16 protein-coding genes, 2 tRNA genes and 1 rRNA gene are annotated in these 17895 nt (G+C 60.4%); 5 read left to right on the forward strand and 14 right to left on the reverse strand.

The features are described 5' to 3' along the window. The first annotated feature begins 229 nt into the window (after window positions 1–229). The gene (kdgK, locus tag AC4PR2_RS10545) at window positions 230–1162 is read left to right on the forward strand and encodes a 2-dehydro-3-deoxygluconokinase (RefSeq protein ID WP_084827063.1); all 933 of its coding nucleotides are present in this window, start codon (window positions 230–232) and stop codon (window positions 1160–1162) included. Window positions 1163–1401: 239 nt separating this feature from the next. Then, window positions 1402–2103, forward strand: a complete 702-nt coding sequence (locus AC4PR2_RS10550; RefSeq protein ID WP_060441493.1) for a LuxR family transcriptional regulator — start codon at window positions 1402–1404, stop codon at window positions 2101–2103. A 48-nt stretch (window positions 2104–2151) separates the two neighbouring features. On the opposite strand, the gene ilvC is transcribed toward AC4PR2_RS10550, so the two are convergent. After that, the gene (gene ilvC / locus AC4PR2_RS10555) at window positions 2152–3627 is read right to left on the reverse strand and encodes a ketol-acid reductoisomerase (protein ID WP_038874693.1); all 1476 of its coding nucleotides are present in this window, start codon (window positions 3625–3627) and stop codon (window positions 2152–2154) included. A 168-nt stretch (window positions 3628–3795) separates the two neighbouring features. Here ilvC and ilvY point away from each other — a divergent pair, with 168 nt between their 5' ends. Next, a complete protein-coding gene (gene ilvY, locus AC4PR2_RS10560) occupies window positions 3796–4686 on the forward strand; it encodes an HTH-type transcriptional activator IlvY (RefSeq protein WP_033636409.1) in 891 nt (296 codons plus the stop codon). Window positions 4687–4694: 8 nt separating this feature from the next. On the opposite strand, the gene AC4PR2_RS10565 is transcribed toward ilvY, so the two are convergent. From AC4PR2_RS10565 to AC4PR2_RS10605, 9 genes are all read right to left on the reverse strand, one after another. Further along, complete coding sequence (locus AC4PR2_RS10565; protein ID WP_070914471.1) at window positions 4695–5396, reverse strand: DUF2461 domain-containing protein; 702 nt, start codon at window positions 5394–5396, stop codon at window positions 4695–4697. A 21-nt stretch (window positions 5397–5417) separates the two neighbouring features. Further along, the gene (gene ssi4 / locus AC4PR2_RS10570; protein WP_489433946.1) at window positions 5418–5981 is read right to left on the reverse strand and encodes an immunity protein Sip4; all 564 of its coding nucleotides are present in this window, start codon (window positions 5979–5981) and stop codon (window positions 5418–5420) included. A gap of 23 nt (window positions 5982–6004) precedes the next feature. Next, window positions 6005–7549, reverse strand: a complete 1545-nt coding sequence (ilvA, locus tag AC4PR2_RS10575; RefSeq protein WP_033654502.1) for a threonine ammonia-lyase, biosynthetic — start codon at window positions 7547–7549, stop codon at window positions 6005–6007. 5 nt (window positions 7550–7554) lie between these two features. Continuing rightward, window positions 7555–9405, reverse strand: a complete 1851-nt coding sequence (gene ilvD / locus AC4PR2_RS10580) for a dihydroxy-acid dehydratase (protein ID WP_033649965.1) — start codon at window positions 9403–9405, stop codon at window positions 7555–7557. 76 nt (window positions 9406–9481) lie between these two features. Further along, a complete protein-coding gene (locus AC4PR2_RS10585) occupies window positions 9482–10408 on the reverse strand; it encodes a branched-chain amino acid transaminase (protein WP_033636413.1) in 927 nt (308 codons plus the stop codon). 23 nt (window positions 10409–10431) lie between these two features. Beyond that, window positions 10432–10689 carry an acetolactate synthase 2 small subunit gene (gene ilvM / locus AC4PR2_RS10590; protein WP_038874702.1) on the reverse strand — a complete coding sequence of 86 codons (258 nt, stop codon included), beginning with the start codon at window positions 10687–10689 and terminating at the stop codon, window positions 10432–10434. Beyond that, window positions 10686–12332: an acetolactate synthase 2 catalytic subunit gene (gene ilvG / locus AC4PR2_RS10595; protein WP_197804302.1), complete on the reverse strand. Its 1647-nt coding sequence runs from the start codon at window positions 12330–12332 to the stop codon at window positions 10686–10688. Before ilvG ends, ilvM begins: the two co-directional genes overlap by 4 nt. Window positions 12333–12474: 142 nt before the next feature. Next, window positions 12475–12573 carry an ilv operon leader peptide gene (gene ilvL / locus AC4PR2_RS10600; RefSeq protein WP_013814970.1) on the reverse strand — a complete coding sequence of 33 codons (99 nt, stop codon included), beginning with the start codon at window positions 12571–12573 and terminating at the stop codon, window positions 12475–12477. Between the two features lie 133 nt (window positions 12574–12706). Further along, window positions 12707–13939, reverse strand: coding sequence for an MFS transporter (locus AC4PR2_RS10605; protein ID WP_197804301.1), 1233 nt, complete (start codon window positions 13937–13939; stop codon window positions 12707–12709). A 342-nt stretch (window positions 13940–14281) separates the two neighbouring features. Here AC4PR2_RS10605 and AC4PR2_RS10610 point away from each other — a divergent pair, with 342 nt between their 5' ends. Then, complete coding sequence (locus tag AC4PR2_RS10610; protein ID WP_443014816.1) at window positions 14282–15805, forward strand: YifB family Mg chelatase-like AAA ATPase; 1524 nt, start codon at window positions 14282–14284, stop codon at window positions 15803–15805. A gap of 28 nt (window positions 15806–15833) precedes the next feature. On the opposite strand, the gene AC4PR2_RS10615 is transcribed toward AC4PR2_RS10610, so the two are convergent. Continuing rightward, window positions 15834–16172 carry a MaoP family protein gene (locus AC4PR2_RS10615; RefSeq protein WP_019455272.1) on the reverse strand — a complete coding sequence of 113 codons (339 nt, stop codon included), beginning with the start codon at window positions 16170–16172 and terminating at the stop codon, window positions 15834–15836. A 119-nt stretch (window positions 16173–16291) separates the two neighbouring features. Between AC4PR2_RS10615 and hdfR the strand changes: the two genes are divergently transcribed. Next, window positions 16292–17119 (forward strand): HTH-type transcriptional regulator HdfR, encoded by an 828-nt coding sequence (hdfR, locus tag AC4PR2_RS10620; RefSeq protein ID WP_047729627.1) that lies wholly within the window; start codon window positions 16292–16294, stop codon window positions 17117–17119. 260 nt (window positions 17120–17379) lie between these two features. On the opposite strand, the gene AC4PR2_RS10625 is transcribed toward hdfR, so the two are convergent. The 3 genes from AC4PR2_RS10625 to rrf form a co-directional block, all read right to left on the reverse strand. After that, a tRNA-Trp gene (locus tag AC4PR2_RS10625) sits at window positions 17380–17455 on the reverse strand. A gap of 51 nt (window positions 17456–17506) precedes the next feature. Beyond that, window positions 17507–17583: transfer RNA gene (locus AC4PR2_RS10630), tRNA-Asp, on the reverse strand. 94 nt (window positions 17584–17677) lie between these two features. After that, a 5S ribosomal RNA gene (gene rrf, locus AC4PR2_RS10635) occupies window positions 17678–17793 on the reverse strand. Between the last annotated feature and the right edge of the window lie 102 nt (window positions 17794–17895).

Genomic DNA, 17895 nt, shown 5'->3' on the forward strand with positions numbered 1-17895 from the left:
CGCCGTGGCGGGGAAGTGAGAGCGCTGCCGCTGTTTCTTTACCCAGCTTATCGGCCGCACCGCGTAAAACTTTAAGCATGAATTGCCGCGCGCTTTCCTCTTCGCCCTGTTGGCACGGGCCGATCGCGATCATAAAAAATTAAAACACTGTTTTAATTTATTGACTCCCTCACCGCCTTGCGTGGAGACTGATGGCTGTTGCTTCTTCTTTAGCCAGGGCTTATTGACGATGACTATCCGAAATCTCGCCGTGATCGGCGAATGCATGATCGAGCTGTCGCAGCAGGGCGCGCAGCTGACGCGCGGCTTTGGCGGCGATACCCTCAACACCGCCGTCTACCTCGCCCGCCAAATGCCGGAACAGGCGCTGCAGGTGCATTACGTCACCGCGCTCGGCACCGACAGCTTCAGCGGCGAGATGCTGCAGGCCTGGCGGCAGGAGAAGATCGAGACCGGGCTGATTCAGCAGTTGGAAAACAAACTGCCGGGCCTGTACGTGATCGAAACCGACGCCGCCGGCGAACGCACCTTCTACTACTGGCGCAACGACGCCGCCGCCCGGTATTGGCTTGCGGGCCCCCAGGCCGAGGTACTGTGCGCCCAGCTGGCGCAGTTCGATTATCTGTATCTCAGCGGCATTAGCCTGGCGATCCTCGCGCCTGCCGACCGCACGAAGCTGCTGGCGCTGCTGCACCGCTGCCGCGCCAACGGCGGCCAGGTTATCTTCGACAACAACTACCGCCCGCGCCTGTGGCAAAGCCGTGAAGAAACACAGCTGGCCTACCGCGAGGTGCTGGCCTGCACCGACATTGCCTTCCTGACGCTGGATGACGAAGCGTTGCTGTGGGGCACGCAGCCGGTTGAACAGGTGGTGGCACGCACGCAGGCGCTCGGCGTCGGCGAGATCGTTATCAAACGCGGCGCGGATGCCTGTCTGGTGTTCGGCGTGGAGGGAGAGCGACTTGAGGTACCGGCGATTGCGCTGCCGCCGGAGTGCGTAGTGGATACCACCGCGGCGGGCGACGCTTTCAGCGCCGGTTATCTGGCGGAACGCCTGAGCGGCGGCAGCGCCCAGCAGGCGGCGCAGCGCGGCCACCGGCTTGCCGCGACGGTGATCCAACATCGCGGCGCCATCATTCCCGCAACGGCAATGCCCGCATAGCCAATAAGGCGGCGAGGTTACCCCGCCGCCCGCGCAATAGTTCCCAGAAACATTGATCAGAGGATGATTGAAAGAATTTCCCTGGCGTTGGCTTATTTCCGCCCAGAGCTGCTAAGCTCGGGTCTTGGCATTACCGCCTTTTGAATTTATTAGCCGAGTATAAATTTCAATCCGCCGCACTGACTAGCTGGACTTTGGTGCAGGTCGGGCTGAGCCGCCGAACGACAGGGAGGTTACCGATGGCCGTCGCATTCGCCAACGCCGTCGCCGCAAGACTGCATCTTGACGGCCGACTGCACGCCTTCAGCCAATTCAAATACGCTTATTTGACCTTCAACAAACACCGTCCCGATCGCCATCTGCTGGTCTCGAGCTACCCGCAAGAATGGCTGGACATATACAGCGCCAATCGCTATCAGCGCATCGATCCCGTCGTGCGCGCCGCCCATAGTCGCTGCGCGCCCTTCATGTGGCACGACACCCCCGTCACCACCGAGGATCGGCATTACCGGAAGATCTTCAGCCAGGCGCGGGAATACGACATCGTGCACGGCTGCAGCTTTGTTTTGCACGATCACGACAATAACCTGGCGATCTTGTCGATCAGCGCCACGGCAGCCGATGACGCCGATCTGCGGCAGCTGATGGAAGACGAGAGGGCCAGCCTGCAGATGGTATTGGTCGATACCCACCAGCACGCTCTGGCCTTGGCCAGCGCCGAGGCGAGCCGGACAGACCGGCTCTCGCCGCGCGAAGGGGAAATCCTCTACTGGGCCAGCCAGGGCAAAACCTACCATGAGATCGCGCTGATCCTGGGGATCAAAACCGGCACGGTGAAGTTTCACATCGGCAATGCGGTGCGTAAGCTGGGGGTCGCCAACGCCAAACACGCGATCCGGCGCTGCCTTGAACGGCAGCTGCTCGCGCCGCCGGAGGCATAAAAAAAGCCGGCATCACAGCCGGCTTTGTGTTCTTTACCTTGCGGAAAATCAGCCCGCAACGGCGATACGTTTCATGTCGGTCATGTAGCCACGCAGTTTGCGACCGACGGTTTCGATTGGGTGACTGCGCACCGCTTCGTTCACGTCGCGCAGCTGCGCGTTGTCCACCGCCGTACCCGCCGCGGCTTTGCCCAAATCGCCCGCCTGCAGGGTGGTCATGAAGTCCTTCAGCAGCGGCACCGCCGCGTTGGCGAACAGGTAGTTGCCGTACTCTGCGGTATCGGAGATAACCACGTTCATTTCATACAGACGTTTGCGCGCAATGGTGTTGGCGATCAGCGGCAGCTCGTGCAGCGACTCATAGTAAGCCGACTCTTCGATGATGCCGGCATCGACCATGGTTTCGAACGCCAGCTCAACGCCCGCTTTCACCATCGCCACCATCAGCACGCCGTGATCGAAGTACTCTTGCTCGCTGATTTTGCCTTCAAACTGCGGCGCATTCTCGAACGCGGTTTTGCCGGTCTCTTCGCGCCAGGTCAGCAATTTCACGTCGTCTTCCGCCCAGTCGGCCATCATGCCGCTGGAGAAAGCGCCGGAGATGATGTCGTCCATGTGCTTCTGGAACAGCGGCGCCATGATGGTTTTCAGCTGTTCAGACAGCGCATAGGCACGCAGCTTGGCCGGATTGGACAGGCGATCCATCATCAGCGTGATGCCGCCCTGTTTCAGCGCTTCGGTGATAGTTTCCCAGCCGAACTGAATCAGTTTCTCGGCGTAAGCCGGATCGGTGCCCTCAGCAACCAGCTTGTCGAAGCACAGCAGCGAACCCGCCTGCAGCATGCCGCACAGAATGGTCTGCTCGCCCATCAGGTCGGATTTCACTTCGGCGACGAAGGAGGACTCCAGCACGCCGGCGCGGTGGCCGCCGGTCGCCGCCGCCCAGGCCTTGGCGATCGCCATGCCTTCGCCTTTCGGATCGTTTTCCGGGTGAACCGCAATCAGAGTCGGCACGCCGAAGCCGCGCTTGTACTCTTCACGCACTTCGGTGCCCGGGCATTTCGGCGCGACCATCACCACGGTGATGTCTTTACGCACCTGCTCACCCACTTCAACGATGTTGAAGCCGTGGGAGTAACCCAGCGCCGCGCCGTCTTTCATCAGCGGCTGCACCGCGCGCACCACGGAAGAGTGCTGCTTGTCCGGCGTCAGGTTGACCACCAGATCCGCCTGCGGGATCAGGTCTTCGTAGGTGCCGACCTTAAAGCCGTTTTCGGTCGCCTTGCGCCAGGAAGCGCGCTTCTCGTCGATCGCTTCTTTGCGCAGGGCATAGGCGACGTCCAGGCCGGAGTCGCGCATGTTCAGCCCCTGGTTCAGCCCCTGGGCGCCACAGCCGACAATCACCACTTTTTTACCTTTCAGGTAGCCGGCTTCGTCAGCAAATTCGTCGCGCGCCATAAAGCGGCATTTACCCAATTGCGCCAACTGCTGACGCAGGTTCAATGTGTTGAAATAGTTAGCCATGGTGGTACTCCGGTTTGATGTTGTCTTGCATTGTTATTTTCATTCCCCGCCCTGTCTGTGCGGAGATTCGTTAAACTCAATGTATAACAGGAAATGCGTTGCTTAAATTGATATATTGAGAACGTGATATTGCAATTTATGCAACACTCTCACTGCGAGCGTATCGATATGGATTTACGTGATTTAAAGCTGTTCCTGCATTTGGCCGAAAGCCATCACTTCGGGCGCACCGCCAAGGCGATGCACGTCAGCCCATCGACGCTCTCCCGCCAGATCCAGCGGCTGGAAGAGATCCTCGGGCAGCCGCTGTTCCTGCGCGACAACCGCACCGTGCAGCTGACCGACGCCGGCGAACAGCTGAAAGAATTCGCCCAGCAAACGCTGCTGCAGTATCAGCAGCTGAAGCACTCGCTCGGCCAGCACGGCCCTTCGCTGAGCGGCGAACTGCGGCTGTTCTGCTCGGTGACCGCGGCGTACAGCCACCTGCCGCCGATCCTCGATCGCTTCCGCGCGCAGCACCCGCTGGTCGAGATTAAGCTGACCACCGGCGACGCCGCCGACGCGGTCGACAAAGTGCAATCCAACGAGGCCGATCTCGGCATCGCCGGCCGGCCGGAAACGCTGCCCGCCAGCGTGGCGTTCACCAAAATCGGCGAAATTCCGCTGGTGCTGATCGCACCGGCGCTGCCCTGTGCGGTGCGCAGCCAGGCATTCGCCGACAGGCCCGACTGGGCCGAGATCCCGTTCATCCTGCCGGAGCACGGCCCGTCGCGAAAACGCATCGAACTGTGGTTCCGCCGCCACCGCATCAGCAATCCGCTGATTTACGCCACCGTCGGCGGCCACGAAGCCATCGTGTCGATGGTCGCGTTGGGCTGCGGCATCGCGCTGATCCCGAGCGTGGTGGTGGACAACAGCCCGGAGCCGGTACGCAACCGCATCTCGCAGTTGGATAACATCTCGATGGTCGAACCGTTCGAGCTGGGGGTCTGCGTCCAGAAAAAGCGCCTCAGCGATCCGCTGATCGACGCCTTTTGGCGCTTGCTGCATCCCCGCTGACGCGAGGTTTACAGATCCGCCGGATCGATCTGCTTCATCGTCTCTACCTGCATCAACCAGTGGTAGAGCGGCTCAAGCTGCAAAAATGCCCCGGTCAGCAGCGGCACCAGATCGGCGCTGAACAGCTTTTCCACTTCGCTGTCGGTCACCATCACCGCAAACGACTTGCGGTTGTACCAGGTGGCGATCTCCGCCGCCTGCTCCTTCACCAGCGGGCGCTTGTAGCTCTCACCCACCAGCTCGAACGGCCGCCGGCAGCAGGCGGCCACCTCAAGGAAAGGCTGCGGCCGCTGCCTCAGCGTATGGCGGAACAGATCCATAGTCGGCTTGTTGGCGCTGTAGTAGCCGAGCCCATAGCGCAGCATGTCCGGCCCCAGTTCGAAAAAGTAGACCGGCGCGTCTTTCCAGTCTTTGCTCGGACGCTTGAACGTCAGCCACATGCGGCTGCGGTAGCGCGATTTGTCATGAGAAAAGCGCGTGTCGCGATGAATGCGCGACAGCGTTTTGCCGATCGCCGGGCGAGTCTCGAACTGCGGGTCGATCGCCAGCATGCCGGGAGCCAGCTGCTCCACCAGCGCGCGAAACGGCGCCAACAGCTCGCGATCGTAGATATCGCGGTTGCCGTCGAACCACGCCTTATCGTTCTCGATCCGCACCTGCTGCAGGAAATTCAGACCCTGCTGGCTAAAGCCGGAGAAAGGTTGCGCCATAAGTTTTTCCGTTCTGACGGTTTATCGGGTGTTGCGCAGATCTTCCCTCTGCCAACGGCGTTTGATAAACACGCGCCGACGCGTGCGAAAGTAAGCGACATAGAGAGAGAACGCCGCCCGGTTGCTGAATAGTGCACCGCCAACCACGCCCCCCAGCAGCATGGCGACGGTGGCGATGCCGGTCATCCCCGACGCCCACGCCGCTGCGGCGCCAAGGCAAAACAGGCCGAGCATGCCAAGGTAATATTGCAACAATACCACCCCGCTGTTTTTACCCTGCACCAGTTGGAACAGGATCAATGTCATCCACACCGCCACGATCGCGCCGCTGCCCATGAGAACGGCGGCGGAAGTGTTGCCGCTCCAGGCGGCCGCCACGTCCGTGGCCAGGCCCATCACGCCCGCCAGCCCCAACGTCAGGCATACCAGCAGCAACATGACATTGCCGACGCCCGGCGGCGACAGCCGCTGGCCCGGCGTCAGGAAATGCTGTTCGAGCTGCGCATCCACGCCGGCGAACAGTGCGCGATCGCGCGCCGCGATTTGGCGTTCCATCTCCCGGCCCTGCGTCAATAAGCGGGCCAGCCGGCCGGGTAAACGCACCGGGCTCACCCCTGCAAAAAGAAGCGGAACGCCGGGTTGTCGGTTTCGTCGTGGCAATCGTAGCCCAGCGCCTGCAGGTGCCGCTCGAATTCCGGCTCGGTTTGCGCCAGTTCGAAGGCCGCCAGCACCCGGCCGAAGTCGGTGCCGTGGCTGCGATAGTGGAACAGCGAAATGTTCCAGTGCGTGCCCAGCGTTTGCAGGAATTTCAGCAGCGCGCCCGGCGACTCCGGAAACTCAAAGCTGTACAGCCGTTCGCGCAGCGGCTTCGACGGACGCCCGCCCACCATGTAGCGCACGTGCAGTTTGGCCATCTCGTCGTCCGACAGATCCACCACCTGATAACCGTCGGCATTGAGCTCGTCGATGATTTCCCGCCGTTCGGCGTGCCCGCGCGTCAGACGCACGCCGACAAAAATACAGGCGTTGTCGGCATCGGCGTAGCGATAGTTGAATTCGGTCACCGAGCGGCCGCCCAACAGTTGGCAGAACTTGAGGAAGCTGCCCTGCTGTTCCGGAATGGTCACCGCCAACAGCGCTTCACGCTGTTCGCCCAGTTCGCAGCGTTCGGAAACGTAGCGCAGCCCATGGAAGTTGAGGTTGGCGCCAGACAGCACGTGCGCCAGACGCTCGCCCTGAATGTTGTGCTGCTGGACGTACTTTTTCAGCCCCGCCAGTGCCAGCGCGCCGGAAGGTTCGGCAATGGCACGCACGTCCTCAAACAGATCTTTGACCGCCGCACAGATGGCGTCGCTGTCCACAGTGATTACGTCGTCCAGATACTCACGGCACAGGCGGAAGGTTTCGTCGCCGATACGCTTCACCGCCACGCCTTCGGCGAACAGCCCGACGCGCGCCAGATCCACCGGATGGCCGGCATCCAGCGCCGCGCGCAGGCAGGCGGAGTCTTCCGCTTCGACGCCGATCACTTTGATCTGCGGCATCAGCTGCTTGATCAGCACCGCCACCCCGGCGGCCAGGCCGCCGCCGCCGACCGGCACGAAGACCCGATCCAGATGCGCGTCTTGCTGTAGCAGCTCCATCGCCAGCGTGCCCTGCCCGGCGATCACCGTCGGATGATCGAACGGCGGCACGAAGGTCATGCCCTGCTGCTGGGAAAGCTCGATCGCCTTCGCTTTGGCCTCGTCGAAATTGGCGCCGTGCAGCAGCACTTCACCGCCGAAACCGCGCACCGCATCCACCTTGATGTCCGCAGTGGACACCGGCATCACGATCAGCGTTTTGATGCCCAGCCGTTTACCGGAGAAGGCGACGCCCTGCGCGTGGTTGCCGGCCGAAGCCGTCACGACGCCGCGCGCCTTCTGCTCTTCGTCCAGCCCGGCGATCATCGCATAGGCCCCGCGCAGCTTGAAGCTGTGCACCGGCTGGCGATCTTCGCGCTTCACCAAAATGGTGTTGCCGAGGCGCGAAGAAATTTTGCTCATGGCCTGCAACGGGGTGACCTGCGCCACCTCGTAGACCGGCGAGCGCAGTACCGCTCGCAGATATTCCGCGCCGCAGGGGGCACTGGGTAGGGGTTGAGAGACCGCCATGCTGCTTATCCCCCCAGTTTGCTCTTGTCGCGCACCGCGCCTTTGTCGGCGCTGGTGGCCAACGAGGCGTAGGCGCGCAGCGCGAAGGATACCTGACGCTCACGGTTTTTCGGCGTCCAGGCCGCGTCGCCGCGCGCCAGTTCCGCTTCATGCCGCGCCGCCAGCTCCTGCTCGCTGACGTCCAGCTGGATGCCGCGATGAGGAATGTCGATCGCGATCATGTCGCCGTCCTGCACCAGGGCGATCAGGCCGCCGTTGGCCGCCTCCGGCGAGGCGTGGCCGATGGACAGCCCCGAGGTGCCGCCGGAGAAACGCCCGTCGGTAATCAGCGCGCACGCCTTGCCCAGCCCCATCGATTTCAGATACGTGGTTGGGTAAAGCATTTCCTGCATGCCCGGCCCGCCTTTCGGCCCTTCGTAACGGATAACGACCACGTCGCCCGCCACCACTTTGCCGCCGAGGATCGCTTCTACCGCATCATCCTGGCTTTCATACACTTTGGCCGGGCCGCGGAAGGTGAGGATTTCCTTGTCTACGCCGGCGGTTTTGACGATGCAGCCGTTTTCCGCCAGGTTACCGTACAGCACCGCCAACCCGCCGTCCTGACTGTAGGCGTGTTCACGGGTGCGGATGCAGCCCTCCTTGCGGTCGGTGTCCAGCGAATCCCAGCGGCAGTCCTGCGAGAATGCCTGCGTGGTGCGGATACCGGCCGGCCCGGCGGAGTACATTTTCTTGACGCTTTCGTCGCGGGTCAGCATTACGTCGTAGGCTTCCAGCGTCTGCGGCAGGGTCAGCCCCAGCACGTTGTTCACCTCGCGGTTCAGCAAGCCGGCGCGATCCAGCTCGCCGAGGATGCCGATTACGCCGCCGGCGCGGTGCACGTCTTCCATATGGTATTTCTGCGTGCTCGGCGCCACCTTGCACAGGTGCGGCACTTTGCGCGACAGGCGATCGATGTCTTCCATGGTGAAGTCCACCTCGCCTTCCTGCGCCGAAGCCAGCAGGTGCAGTACGGTGTTGGTCGAGCCACCCATGGCGATGTCCAGCGTCATGGCGTTCTCAAACGCCGCCTTGTTGGCGATATTGCGCGGCAGCGCGCTCTCGTCGTCCTGCTCGTAATAGCGTTTGGTCAGCTCGACGATGCGCTTGCCGGCGTTGAGGAACAGCGCTTTGCGATCGGCGTGGGTGGCCAGCAGCGAGCCGTTGCCCGGCTGCGACAGGCCCAGCGCTTCGGTCAGGCAGTTCATCGAGTTAGCGGTGAACATGCCGGAGCAGGAACCGCAGGTCGGGCAGGCGGAACGCTCGATCTGCTCGCTGTCGGCGTCGCTGACGTTCGGGTTAGCGCCCTGGATCATCGCATCCACCAGATCCAGCTTGATGATCTGGTTGGAGAGTTTGGTCTTGCCGGCTTCCATCGGGCCGCCGGAGACGAAGATCACCGGGATATTCAGGCGCAACGCCGCCATCAGCATGCCCGGGGTGATCTTGTCGCAGTTGGAGATGCACACCATCGCGTCGGCGCAGTGGGCGTTCACCATGTATTCGACCGAGTCGGCGATCAGCTCGCGCGACGGCAGGGAATAGAGCATGCCGCCGTGGCCCATGGCGATGCCGTCATCCACCGCGATGGTGTTGAACTCTTTGGCCACGCCGCCAGAAGCTTCGATCTGCTCGGCGACCAGTTTGCCCAGATCGCGCAGATGCACGTGGCCCGGCACGAACTGGGTAAAGGAGTTGACCACGGCGATGATCGGCTTGCCGAAATCGGCGTCGGTCATCCCGGTCGCGCGCCACAATGCGCGGGCACCCGCCATATTGCGGCCGTGGGTGGTGGTGGCGGAACGGTACTTAGGCATGCTCTTTTCACTCCAAATGTATTTATGACAGGCGGCGAACGAACCGCCTGGATATTCTTATCTGTCTGTCTTGTCGTTACGGATTTACCGGATCCAGCCAGCCGTATTTGTCTTCTGTCTTGCCGCTGAACAGGCCGAAGAACGCCTGTTGGATCTGTTTGGTCACCGGGCCGCATTTGCCGATGCCGACCTGAATGCCGTCCACGCTGCGTACCGGCGTGATTTCCGCCGCGGTGCCGGACATGAACACTTCGTCGGCCAGGTACAGCGATTCGCGCGACAGCACCTGCTCACGCACTTCGAAGCCCATGTCTTTCGCCAGCTTGATGATCGCGTCGCGGGTGATGCCCGGCAGCGCCGAAGAGGTGAACGGCGGGGTGTAAATCACGCCGTCTTTCACTTCAAACAGGTTCTCGCCCGCCCCTTCGGAAATGTAACCGTGGACGTCGAGCGCGATGCCTTCCTGATAGCCGTGGCGACGCGCTTCGCTGCCCACCAGCAGGGAGGAAAGATAGTTACCGCCGGCCTTGGCCGCAGTGGGGATCGTGTTTGGTGCGACGCGGTGCCAGGAGGAGACCATCGCATCGATGCCTTGATCCAGCGCTTCTTCACCCAGATAAGCGCCCCAAGGAAACGCCGCGATAATCACGTCCGTTTTGTAACCGGCCGGCGGGTTGACGCCCATGCCGACATCGCCGACGAACACCAGCGGGCGGATGTACGCGCTGACCAGGTTGTTCTTGCGCAGCGTGGCGCGGCAGGCTTCCATCAGCTCGTCGACGCTTTGCGAAACCGGCATGCGGTAGATTTTTGCCGAGTCATGCAGGCGCTGCATATGCTCGCGATGGCGAAACACCACCGGCCCCAAGTGCGAGTCGTAACAGCGCACGCCTTCAAATACCGACGTGCCGTAATGCAGCGCGTGCGACATCACGTGCACTTTGGCCTCGGCCCAGGGAACCATCTCACCATTGAACCAAATGTAATCGGCTTTCTTTGTCATTGTTATTTATCCTTCTCGGCGCCTCAGGCGCGTATTTGTTGTGATGTTGGCTGCTGGATCTCGACGCAGGAGACGTCCAGCAGTTTGCTTAGCTGAGATGACAACAGGGCGACCGGACGCGGGCTGGCAACGGTCAATTCGATATTGATGCTGTCGGCGTTGGCCGGAGAAACCATATTCATAGCACAAACCTGAAAGCCGCGATGACGCACGACCCGCAATACGCGCTCTAACATTTCGGGGCGAAAACGCGCCTGGATAGAGAGTTGATGCTGCATCATGATATTTCCTCCAACATGGTTTCGTTGCCGGCGCCCGGCGGCACCAGCGGCCAGACGTTTTCGAGTTCGTCGATAGAGACCTGCAGCAGATAAGGGCCTTCGGTGTTGAACAGCGCCTCGAGCGCGCCCTCCACCTGATCCTTGCGGCTGATGCGCTGGCCGGGAATGCCGAAGGCGGCGGCCAGCATCAGGAAGTCGGGGTTATCGGACAGGTTGGTTTCGCTGTAGCGGCCGTCGAAGAACAGCTGCTGCCACTGACGCACCATTCCGAGGCGCTGGTTGTCCAGCAGCACGATCTTGAGCGGCAGCTGTTTGCGCTTGATGGTACCCAGCTCCTGCACGTTCATCATGAAGGAGCCATCGCCCGAGACGCAGATCACCGTATCATGCGGGCGCGCGATCTGGGCCCCCACCGCCGCCGGCACGCCGAACCCCATGGTGCCGAGGCCGCTGGAGGTGATGAAATTCTCCGGGCGTTCGAACGTCATGTGCTGCGCGCTCCACATCTGGTGCTGGCCCACGTCGGTGGTCACCACGCTGTTGGCCGGCTTGCGGGCGGACAGCTGGCGCAAGAACAATGGCGCGTAGATCGGCTGGCCGGGGTGATCGTAGCGACAGGCGTGTTCGGCTTTCAGTGCCGCCACCTGCTGCTGCCAGGCGGCGATGTTCAGCGGGCGCTGCAACGCCGGCAGCAACGCTTTCAGATCGCCCTGCAGGGCCACATGCGCCTGGCGCAGCTTGCTCATCTCCGCCGGATCGATATCCATGTGGATCACTTTGGCGTGCGGTGCGAAGGCGTTCAGTTTGCCGGTCACGCGGTCATCGAAACGCGCACCGACGGCAATCAGCAAATCGCACGCCTGCACCGCCAGGTTGGCAGCCTTGGTGCCGTGCATGCCCAACATGCCGAGGTACAGCGGATCTTGCGCATCCGGCGCGCCCAGTCCTTTCAGGGTGGCGACGTTCGGCATGCGGGTCACGGCGATAAATTCACGCAGCGCCGGCACCGCCTGTGCCATGCCCACGCCGCCGCCGACGTACAGCATCGGTTTGTGCGCCTGCGCCAGCAGCTCGGCCGCTTCTGCCAACGCTGCCGCCGGGAACGCCGGCGCTTCGTCGACCGGCATCAGATGCGGGTGCAAGTCGCCCTGCGCCAGCTGGATGTCTTTCGGGATATCGATCAGCACCGGGCCAGGGCGGCCGCCTGCGGCGATGGCGAACGCTTCCGCCATGATGCCCGGCAAAGCGTCCAGCGATTCCACCAGGAAACTGTGCTTGGTGCAGGCCAGAGACAGGCCGAGAACATCGATCTCCTGAAAGGCATCGGTGCCGATCAGCGCGGAACCCACCTGACCGGTGATGGCGACAACGGGAACGGAATCGAGCAGCGCATCAGCCAGGCCAGTGATCAGGTTGGTGGCGCCAGGGCCGGAAGTGGCGATGCAAACGCCGACTTTGCCGGTGGCGCGGGCGTAGCCGATGGCGGCCATCGCGGCGCCCTGCTCATGGCGGCACAGCAGGTGTTCCACACCGCCGTCGTACAGCGCATCGTACACCGGCATGATTGCCCCCCCCGGATAGCCGAATACGGTATCCACACCCTGCGCACGCAACGCTTGAACTACCCACTGAGCGCCATTCATAGTTATTTCCCCGCCTTACTTCGACAACTGCAGGATTTTGTTCTGTTTTTCATGCTCTGCCCCTTGCTCCACTTTTCTCTTGCCAATAAAAAACCCCCGGACCTGACGGTGCGGGGGTTCTCTTGCGATTCCGGCTTGTTTGCTAAGCCTTTCTTCGTCCAAGTGCAGCCCCGCACGGTGGGATAATAATCACCACCACGCTAATCACGACTAGGCTAATCACTTGGGCAAAGGCTTTCATAATGGGTTTGTTCACTGTGCTCATTCAGAACTAATGCTTACAGAGGTACCATAGTCGCGCGCGGCATGACAACACTTTTTTTGCGTTATTATTCGGCGCAATCTGGTCATACCTCACGCAAATCGCCACTCTTTCACACGTTGGCGCGCATGCCAGGATTTTTCACCGCGTCGGTGATCGCCTTGCCGCGCGTATCCTTGCCAAAGAACACCAACAGGGCGATCGCCACCGCCACCGTACCGGCGACGATCGCCATCGCCAGGCCGTAATTGTGCCCATGATGCTCGGCGATGGTGGCTTGCAGCGTGGCGTTGACCGAAGCGATCAGGTTGCCCAGCTGGTACACGAACCCCGGCAGCACCGCGCGGGTGTTGGCTGGCACCAGTTCGGTCAGGTAGGTCGGTATCACGCCCCAGGCACCCTGCACCATAAACTGCATCAGGAAAGCGCCGATCCCGAGCATCAGTGAACCGCTGGAAAACGCCCACAGCGGGATCACCGGCAACGCCAGCAGCGCGGCGATGATGATCGCTTTCTTACGGCCGATCTTTTCCGATAACGAACCGAAGAAAACGCCGCCGATAATGGACGCGATATTGTAGCTTATGGCAATGATACTGACGGTTTTAGGGTCGAAACCGTGCTGAACTTTCAAAAATACCGGATACAGATCTTGCGTGCCGTGGGAGAAGAAATTGAACGCCGCCATCAGCAGCACCAGATAGCAGCACAGCTTCCAGTGGCTCTTCAGCACCGGTAGCAAGGCGGTGCTTTCTTTGCGTTCGCGCGCCGCCAGCCACACCGGCGACTCCTGCACGCAATAATAAATAAACGGCAGCAGCAGGATCGGCGCTGCGCCGATAACGAACATGCCGCGCCAGCCGACCGTTTCGAACAGCAGGCCGTACACCACCGCCGCCAGCAGATAACCGAACGGATAGCCGGCCTGGAAAATACCCGACATCAGGCCGCGTGAGCGGTCCGGTATGGTTTCCATCGCCAATGACGACGCCACGCCCCAGATGCCGCCCATCGCAACCCCGTACAGCACCCGCAGCAGCAAAAAGACCGTCAGCGAGGGCGCGGCGGCGGAGAACAGCTCAAACACCGAGAAGAAGACGATATTCAGCATCAGGATCGGCTTGCGGCCATATTTTTCCGCCGCGCGCCCGAAGATCAGCGCGCCGATAGGCCGCACCGCCAGCGTGAGCAGAATCGCCAACGTCACCTGTTCCAGGCCAACGTGAAAGGATTGCGCGATATCGCTGAGTAAGAATACCAGCACGAAAAAATCGAAAGCATCGAGCGTCCAGCTTGAAAAGCTGGCGATTGCCGCATTGCGTTGCAGCGGGGTCCAACCAAACATAGTGTTATCCCTACCGTAGAGTACGAAGTCAGGAGGCTTAGCGGCTGCCGGGCAGAATGCGGCGGCGGTCGGAGTTTGTTAAAGAAGTGATTTTTCTTTTAATCAATTGTTAAATACACCCATTAAGCCTATGGTTGCAATGCGTCTGGGCCGCTAATGTGTTGCAGCCTTCGGCGATATTGTTAATGGGTATTGCCGCAGCCTGCGAGACAGATCGCACAACCTCATTCGCTGAAATGAAAATCGGCAATTACGCTGCGAACCTCCGGGAAAAATCGCTAATAACGCCGCGCGAAGCCAGAATGAATCGCGCATCATGTTGCCCTCAGCAAGGAGAGCGATATGTCATTGGCGGTAATCTATAGCCGCGCCATCATCGGCGTTCAGGCCCCTTCGGTAACGGTGGAGGTGCATATCAGCAATGGCCTGCCCGGCCTGACGCTGGTCGGTCTGCCGGAAACCACGGTGAAAGAGGCGCGCGACCGAGTGCGCAGCGCCCTGATCAACAACGGTTTCACCTTTCCCGCCCGGCGCATCACCGTCAATTTGGCGCCGGCCGACCTGCCGAAAGAAGGCGGGCGTTACGATCTGCCCATAGCGCTGGCGATCCTCGCCGCCTCCGAGCAATTGCCCCTCGCACCGTTGGCGCGTTACGAGTTTCTTGGCGAGCTCGCACTGTCCGGCTCACTGCGGGCGGTCAGGGGCGCGATCCCGGCGGCGCTGGCAGCGGCTGATGCAGGACGACAACTGGTCCTCTCGACGGACAATACCGCTGAGGTCGGCCTGATCGCACAGTCACAATCCCATACCGCCCGGCACCTGTTGGAAGTCTGCGCCTTTCTCCTCGGCCAGGGCGAATTGCCGGTGGCAGCCATGCCTCCCGCTGTGGACAACGCCTGCGACAGCGCCGATCTGCGCGACATCATCGGCCAGGAACAGGCCAAGCGGGCTCTGGAGATCGCCGCCGCCGGCGGGCATAACCTGCTGCTGATTGGGCCGCCGGGCACCGGTAAAACCATGTTGGCCAGCCGCCTCACGGGCTTGCTGCCGCCGCTCACGGAGCATGAGGCGCTGGAAAGCCTGGCGGTCGCCAGCTTGCAGCACCATATCCCCGCCGCCCTGCCATGGCGCCAGAGGCCGTTTCGCGCACCGCATCACAGTGCATCGATGGCGGCGTTGGTCGGCGGCGGCTCACTGCCGCGCCCGGGTGAAATCTCTATGGCGCATAACGGCGTGCTGTTTCTGGATGAGCTACCGGAATTCGAGCGTAAGGTGCTGGATGCGCTGCGTGAGCCGCTGGAGTCCGGCGAGATCGTAATTTCACGCGCCAACGCCAAGGTCTGTTTCCCCGCCAGAGTGCAGTTGATTGCGGCAATGAACCCCAGCCCGACCGGGCATTATCAGGGGTTACACAATCGCGCCTCGCCGCAGCAGGTATTACGCTATCTGGCCCGGCTGTCAGGGCCTTTTCTCGACCGTTTCGATCTTTCTATCGAAGTGCCGCTGTTACCGCCGGGTACGCTCAGTCAGCGGAAAACGCATGGAGAGAGCAGTGAGCAGGTGCGGAAGCGGGTGCAGCAGGCACGCGCCCGGCAGCTCGAACGCGCCGGGAAAGTCAACGCGCTGTTGAGCAACCGCGAAGTGGAACGTGATTGCGTTCTGCAGGCAGCAGACGCCGAGTTTTTGGAGGCAACATTAAACGCGCTGGGGTTATCGGTCCGCGCCTGGCAGCGCATTTTGAAAGTGGCGCGCACGCTGGCGGATTTGGCGGGGGATGCGGAGCTCAACAGGAGCCACCTCTGCGAAGCGCTGGGCTATCGCAGTATGGACCGTCTGCTGTTACAACTGCATCGTAGTCTGGAATAGAAAATGGGGCCCGCAGGCCCCATCGTCTTTAGTCGTCGCTGTCGCTGTAATCTTCTACTGCGTCAGCCTGCGGTTTACCGCCGGACAGAGTATGGAATTTCTTCGGGCGACGTGTGCGCGCCAGATATTTAGCCCATACTTTTTCCTGCTCGGTAGCCGCTTCGCGCTCACCGCGGCACACTGCGACGAACAGCTGTTCCTCTTCAGTGGCTGGCTGACGTTTGCCCGAGTCCAGCTCGTTAAACGCGTAGCCGAAGCGCTCTAGCAATTGCGCCTCTTTAATGGTGAAATCGCCGTGACGGGAGAACCCGCGAGGGTAATGTTTATTATCAAAAAAACGATTGGTCGTGGTGAAGCTATCCGCCATCTGACACGCTCCTAATTCTCTTATGGCCGTGCTGTTTATGGCGCGGAGTATTAGATAGGCTTGACAGCGTGTAAAACAAAACATTTAAATCTTAACGACAAATTTTTTTGGAGATAGGTGTGGATACCGAATTACTGAAAACCTTTTTGGAGGTCAGTAGAACGCGTCACTTTGGCAGAGCCGCAGAATCTTTGTACTTAACGCAGTCCGCGGTCAGTTTCCGCATCCGTCAGTTAGAAAACCAGCTGGGCGCAAATTTATTTACCCGTCATCGCAATAATATCCGCCTGACACCTGCCGGTGAGCGGCTTCTGCCCTATGCCGAGAGCCTGATGAACACCTGGCAGCTGGCGAAGAAGGAGGTCGTGCGTTCGCTGCAACACACCGAGTTGTCGATCGGCGCGACCGCTTCGCTGTGGGAAGCCTATCTGACCCCCTGGTTGCAGGCGCTCTATCAACAACGCGAGGCGCTACAGCTCGAAGCCAGGGTGGCATTAAGGCACTCTTTGGTAAAACAACTGCATGAAAGGCAGCTCGATTTACTGATCACCACTGAACCGCCGAAGATGGATGAATTGGCCAGCCAGCAGCTGAGCAATTTCTCATTACGCCTGTTCTCATCCGCGCATCGTGATAAACAAGCCCCAATGCCCTACATCAAGCTGGAATGGGGAGCCGACTTTCACCAACAGGAAAGCCGCATGCTGGAAGGCGATAACGTGCCGGTGCTCACCACTACCTCCGCTCACCTGACGCGTCAGCTGCTGGAAACCACGGGCGGATGCGCTTTCCTGCCCAGCCAGTGGGAACAAGAGTACCCACAGCTGGTGGCCGCCGCTGAAATCCCGCCGATTATCCGCCCACTGTATGCCGTCTGGTTGCAAAACAGCGATCAACAGCCTTTGATTCGGCAATTACTTAAAATACCTTTAAATACCGCAGCCTAAAGCGTTATGGCGGCCTTAAACGCCGTCATCGTGGTCATGACTGTCTATCAAGCAAAAACGCGCTCATCGCCTTCTGAGAGGAGATAATGCAAAACAGCAAGGGAATCAGGAGGTCACGGGGGTAAAGATCGGAAGAAAGATGGAGCAACCAGGATCGGGCAAACATCGGCACCTAACATCCATGTGCTCTGTTCCAAAGCGGTAAGGAAGAAAAATGATAGGCAAAAAAAACCCTTTGCTTTCGCAAAGGGTTCTTAATATGGCAGGGGCGGAGAGACTCGAACTCGCGACACCCGGTTTTGGAGACCGGTGCTCTACCAACTGAGCTACGCCCCTAAATCTCGCTTAACATTATTCCTGCTAATAAAGCAGGCATAATTAAATAAGTGGCGGAACGGACGGGGCTCGAACCCGCGACCCCCTGCGTGACAGGCAGGTATTCTAACCAACTGAACTACCGCTCCACCGATTCTTTTACGTTGCATCTCTCGATGCCGGCAAAATCGCGCTCTGCGATTTGCGCATTACCAGTCGTCACACTGATAACGTTTATTTGATGCCTGGCAGTGTCCTACTCTCGCATGGGGAGACCCCACACTACCATCGGCGCTACGGCGTTTCACTTCTGAGTTCGGCATGGGGTCAGGTGGGACCACCGCGCTATTGCCGCCAGGCAAATTCGTTTTATTCCAACCGCGCCACTCTCGTGTCGCCATCAGAACCAATCTGTAAACAAGCTGAATATTGTCTTGGTCTCACCAAAACACCTTCGGTGT

This window comes from Serratia sp. A07 (assembly GCF_058725505.1).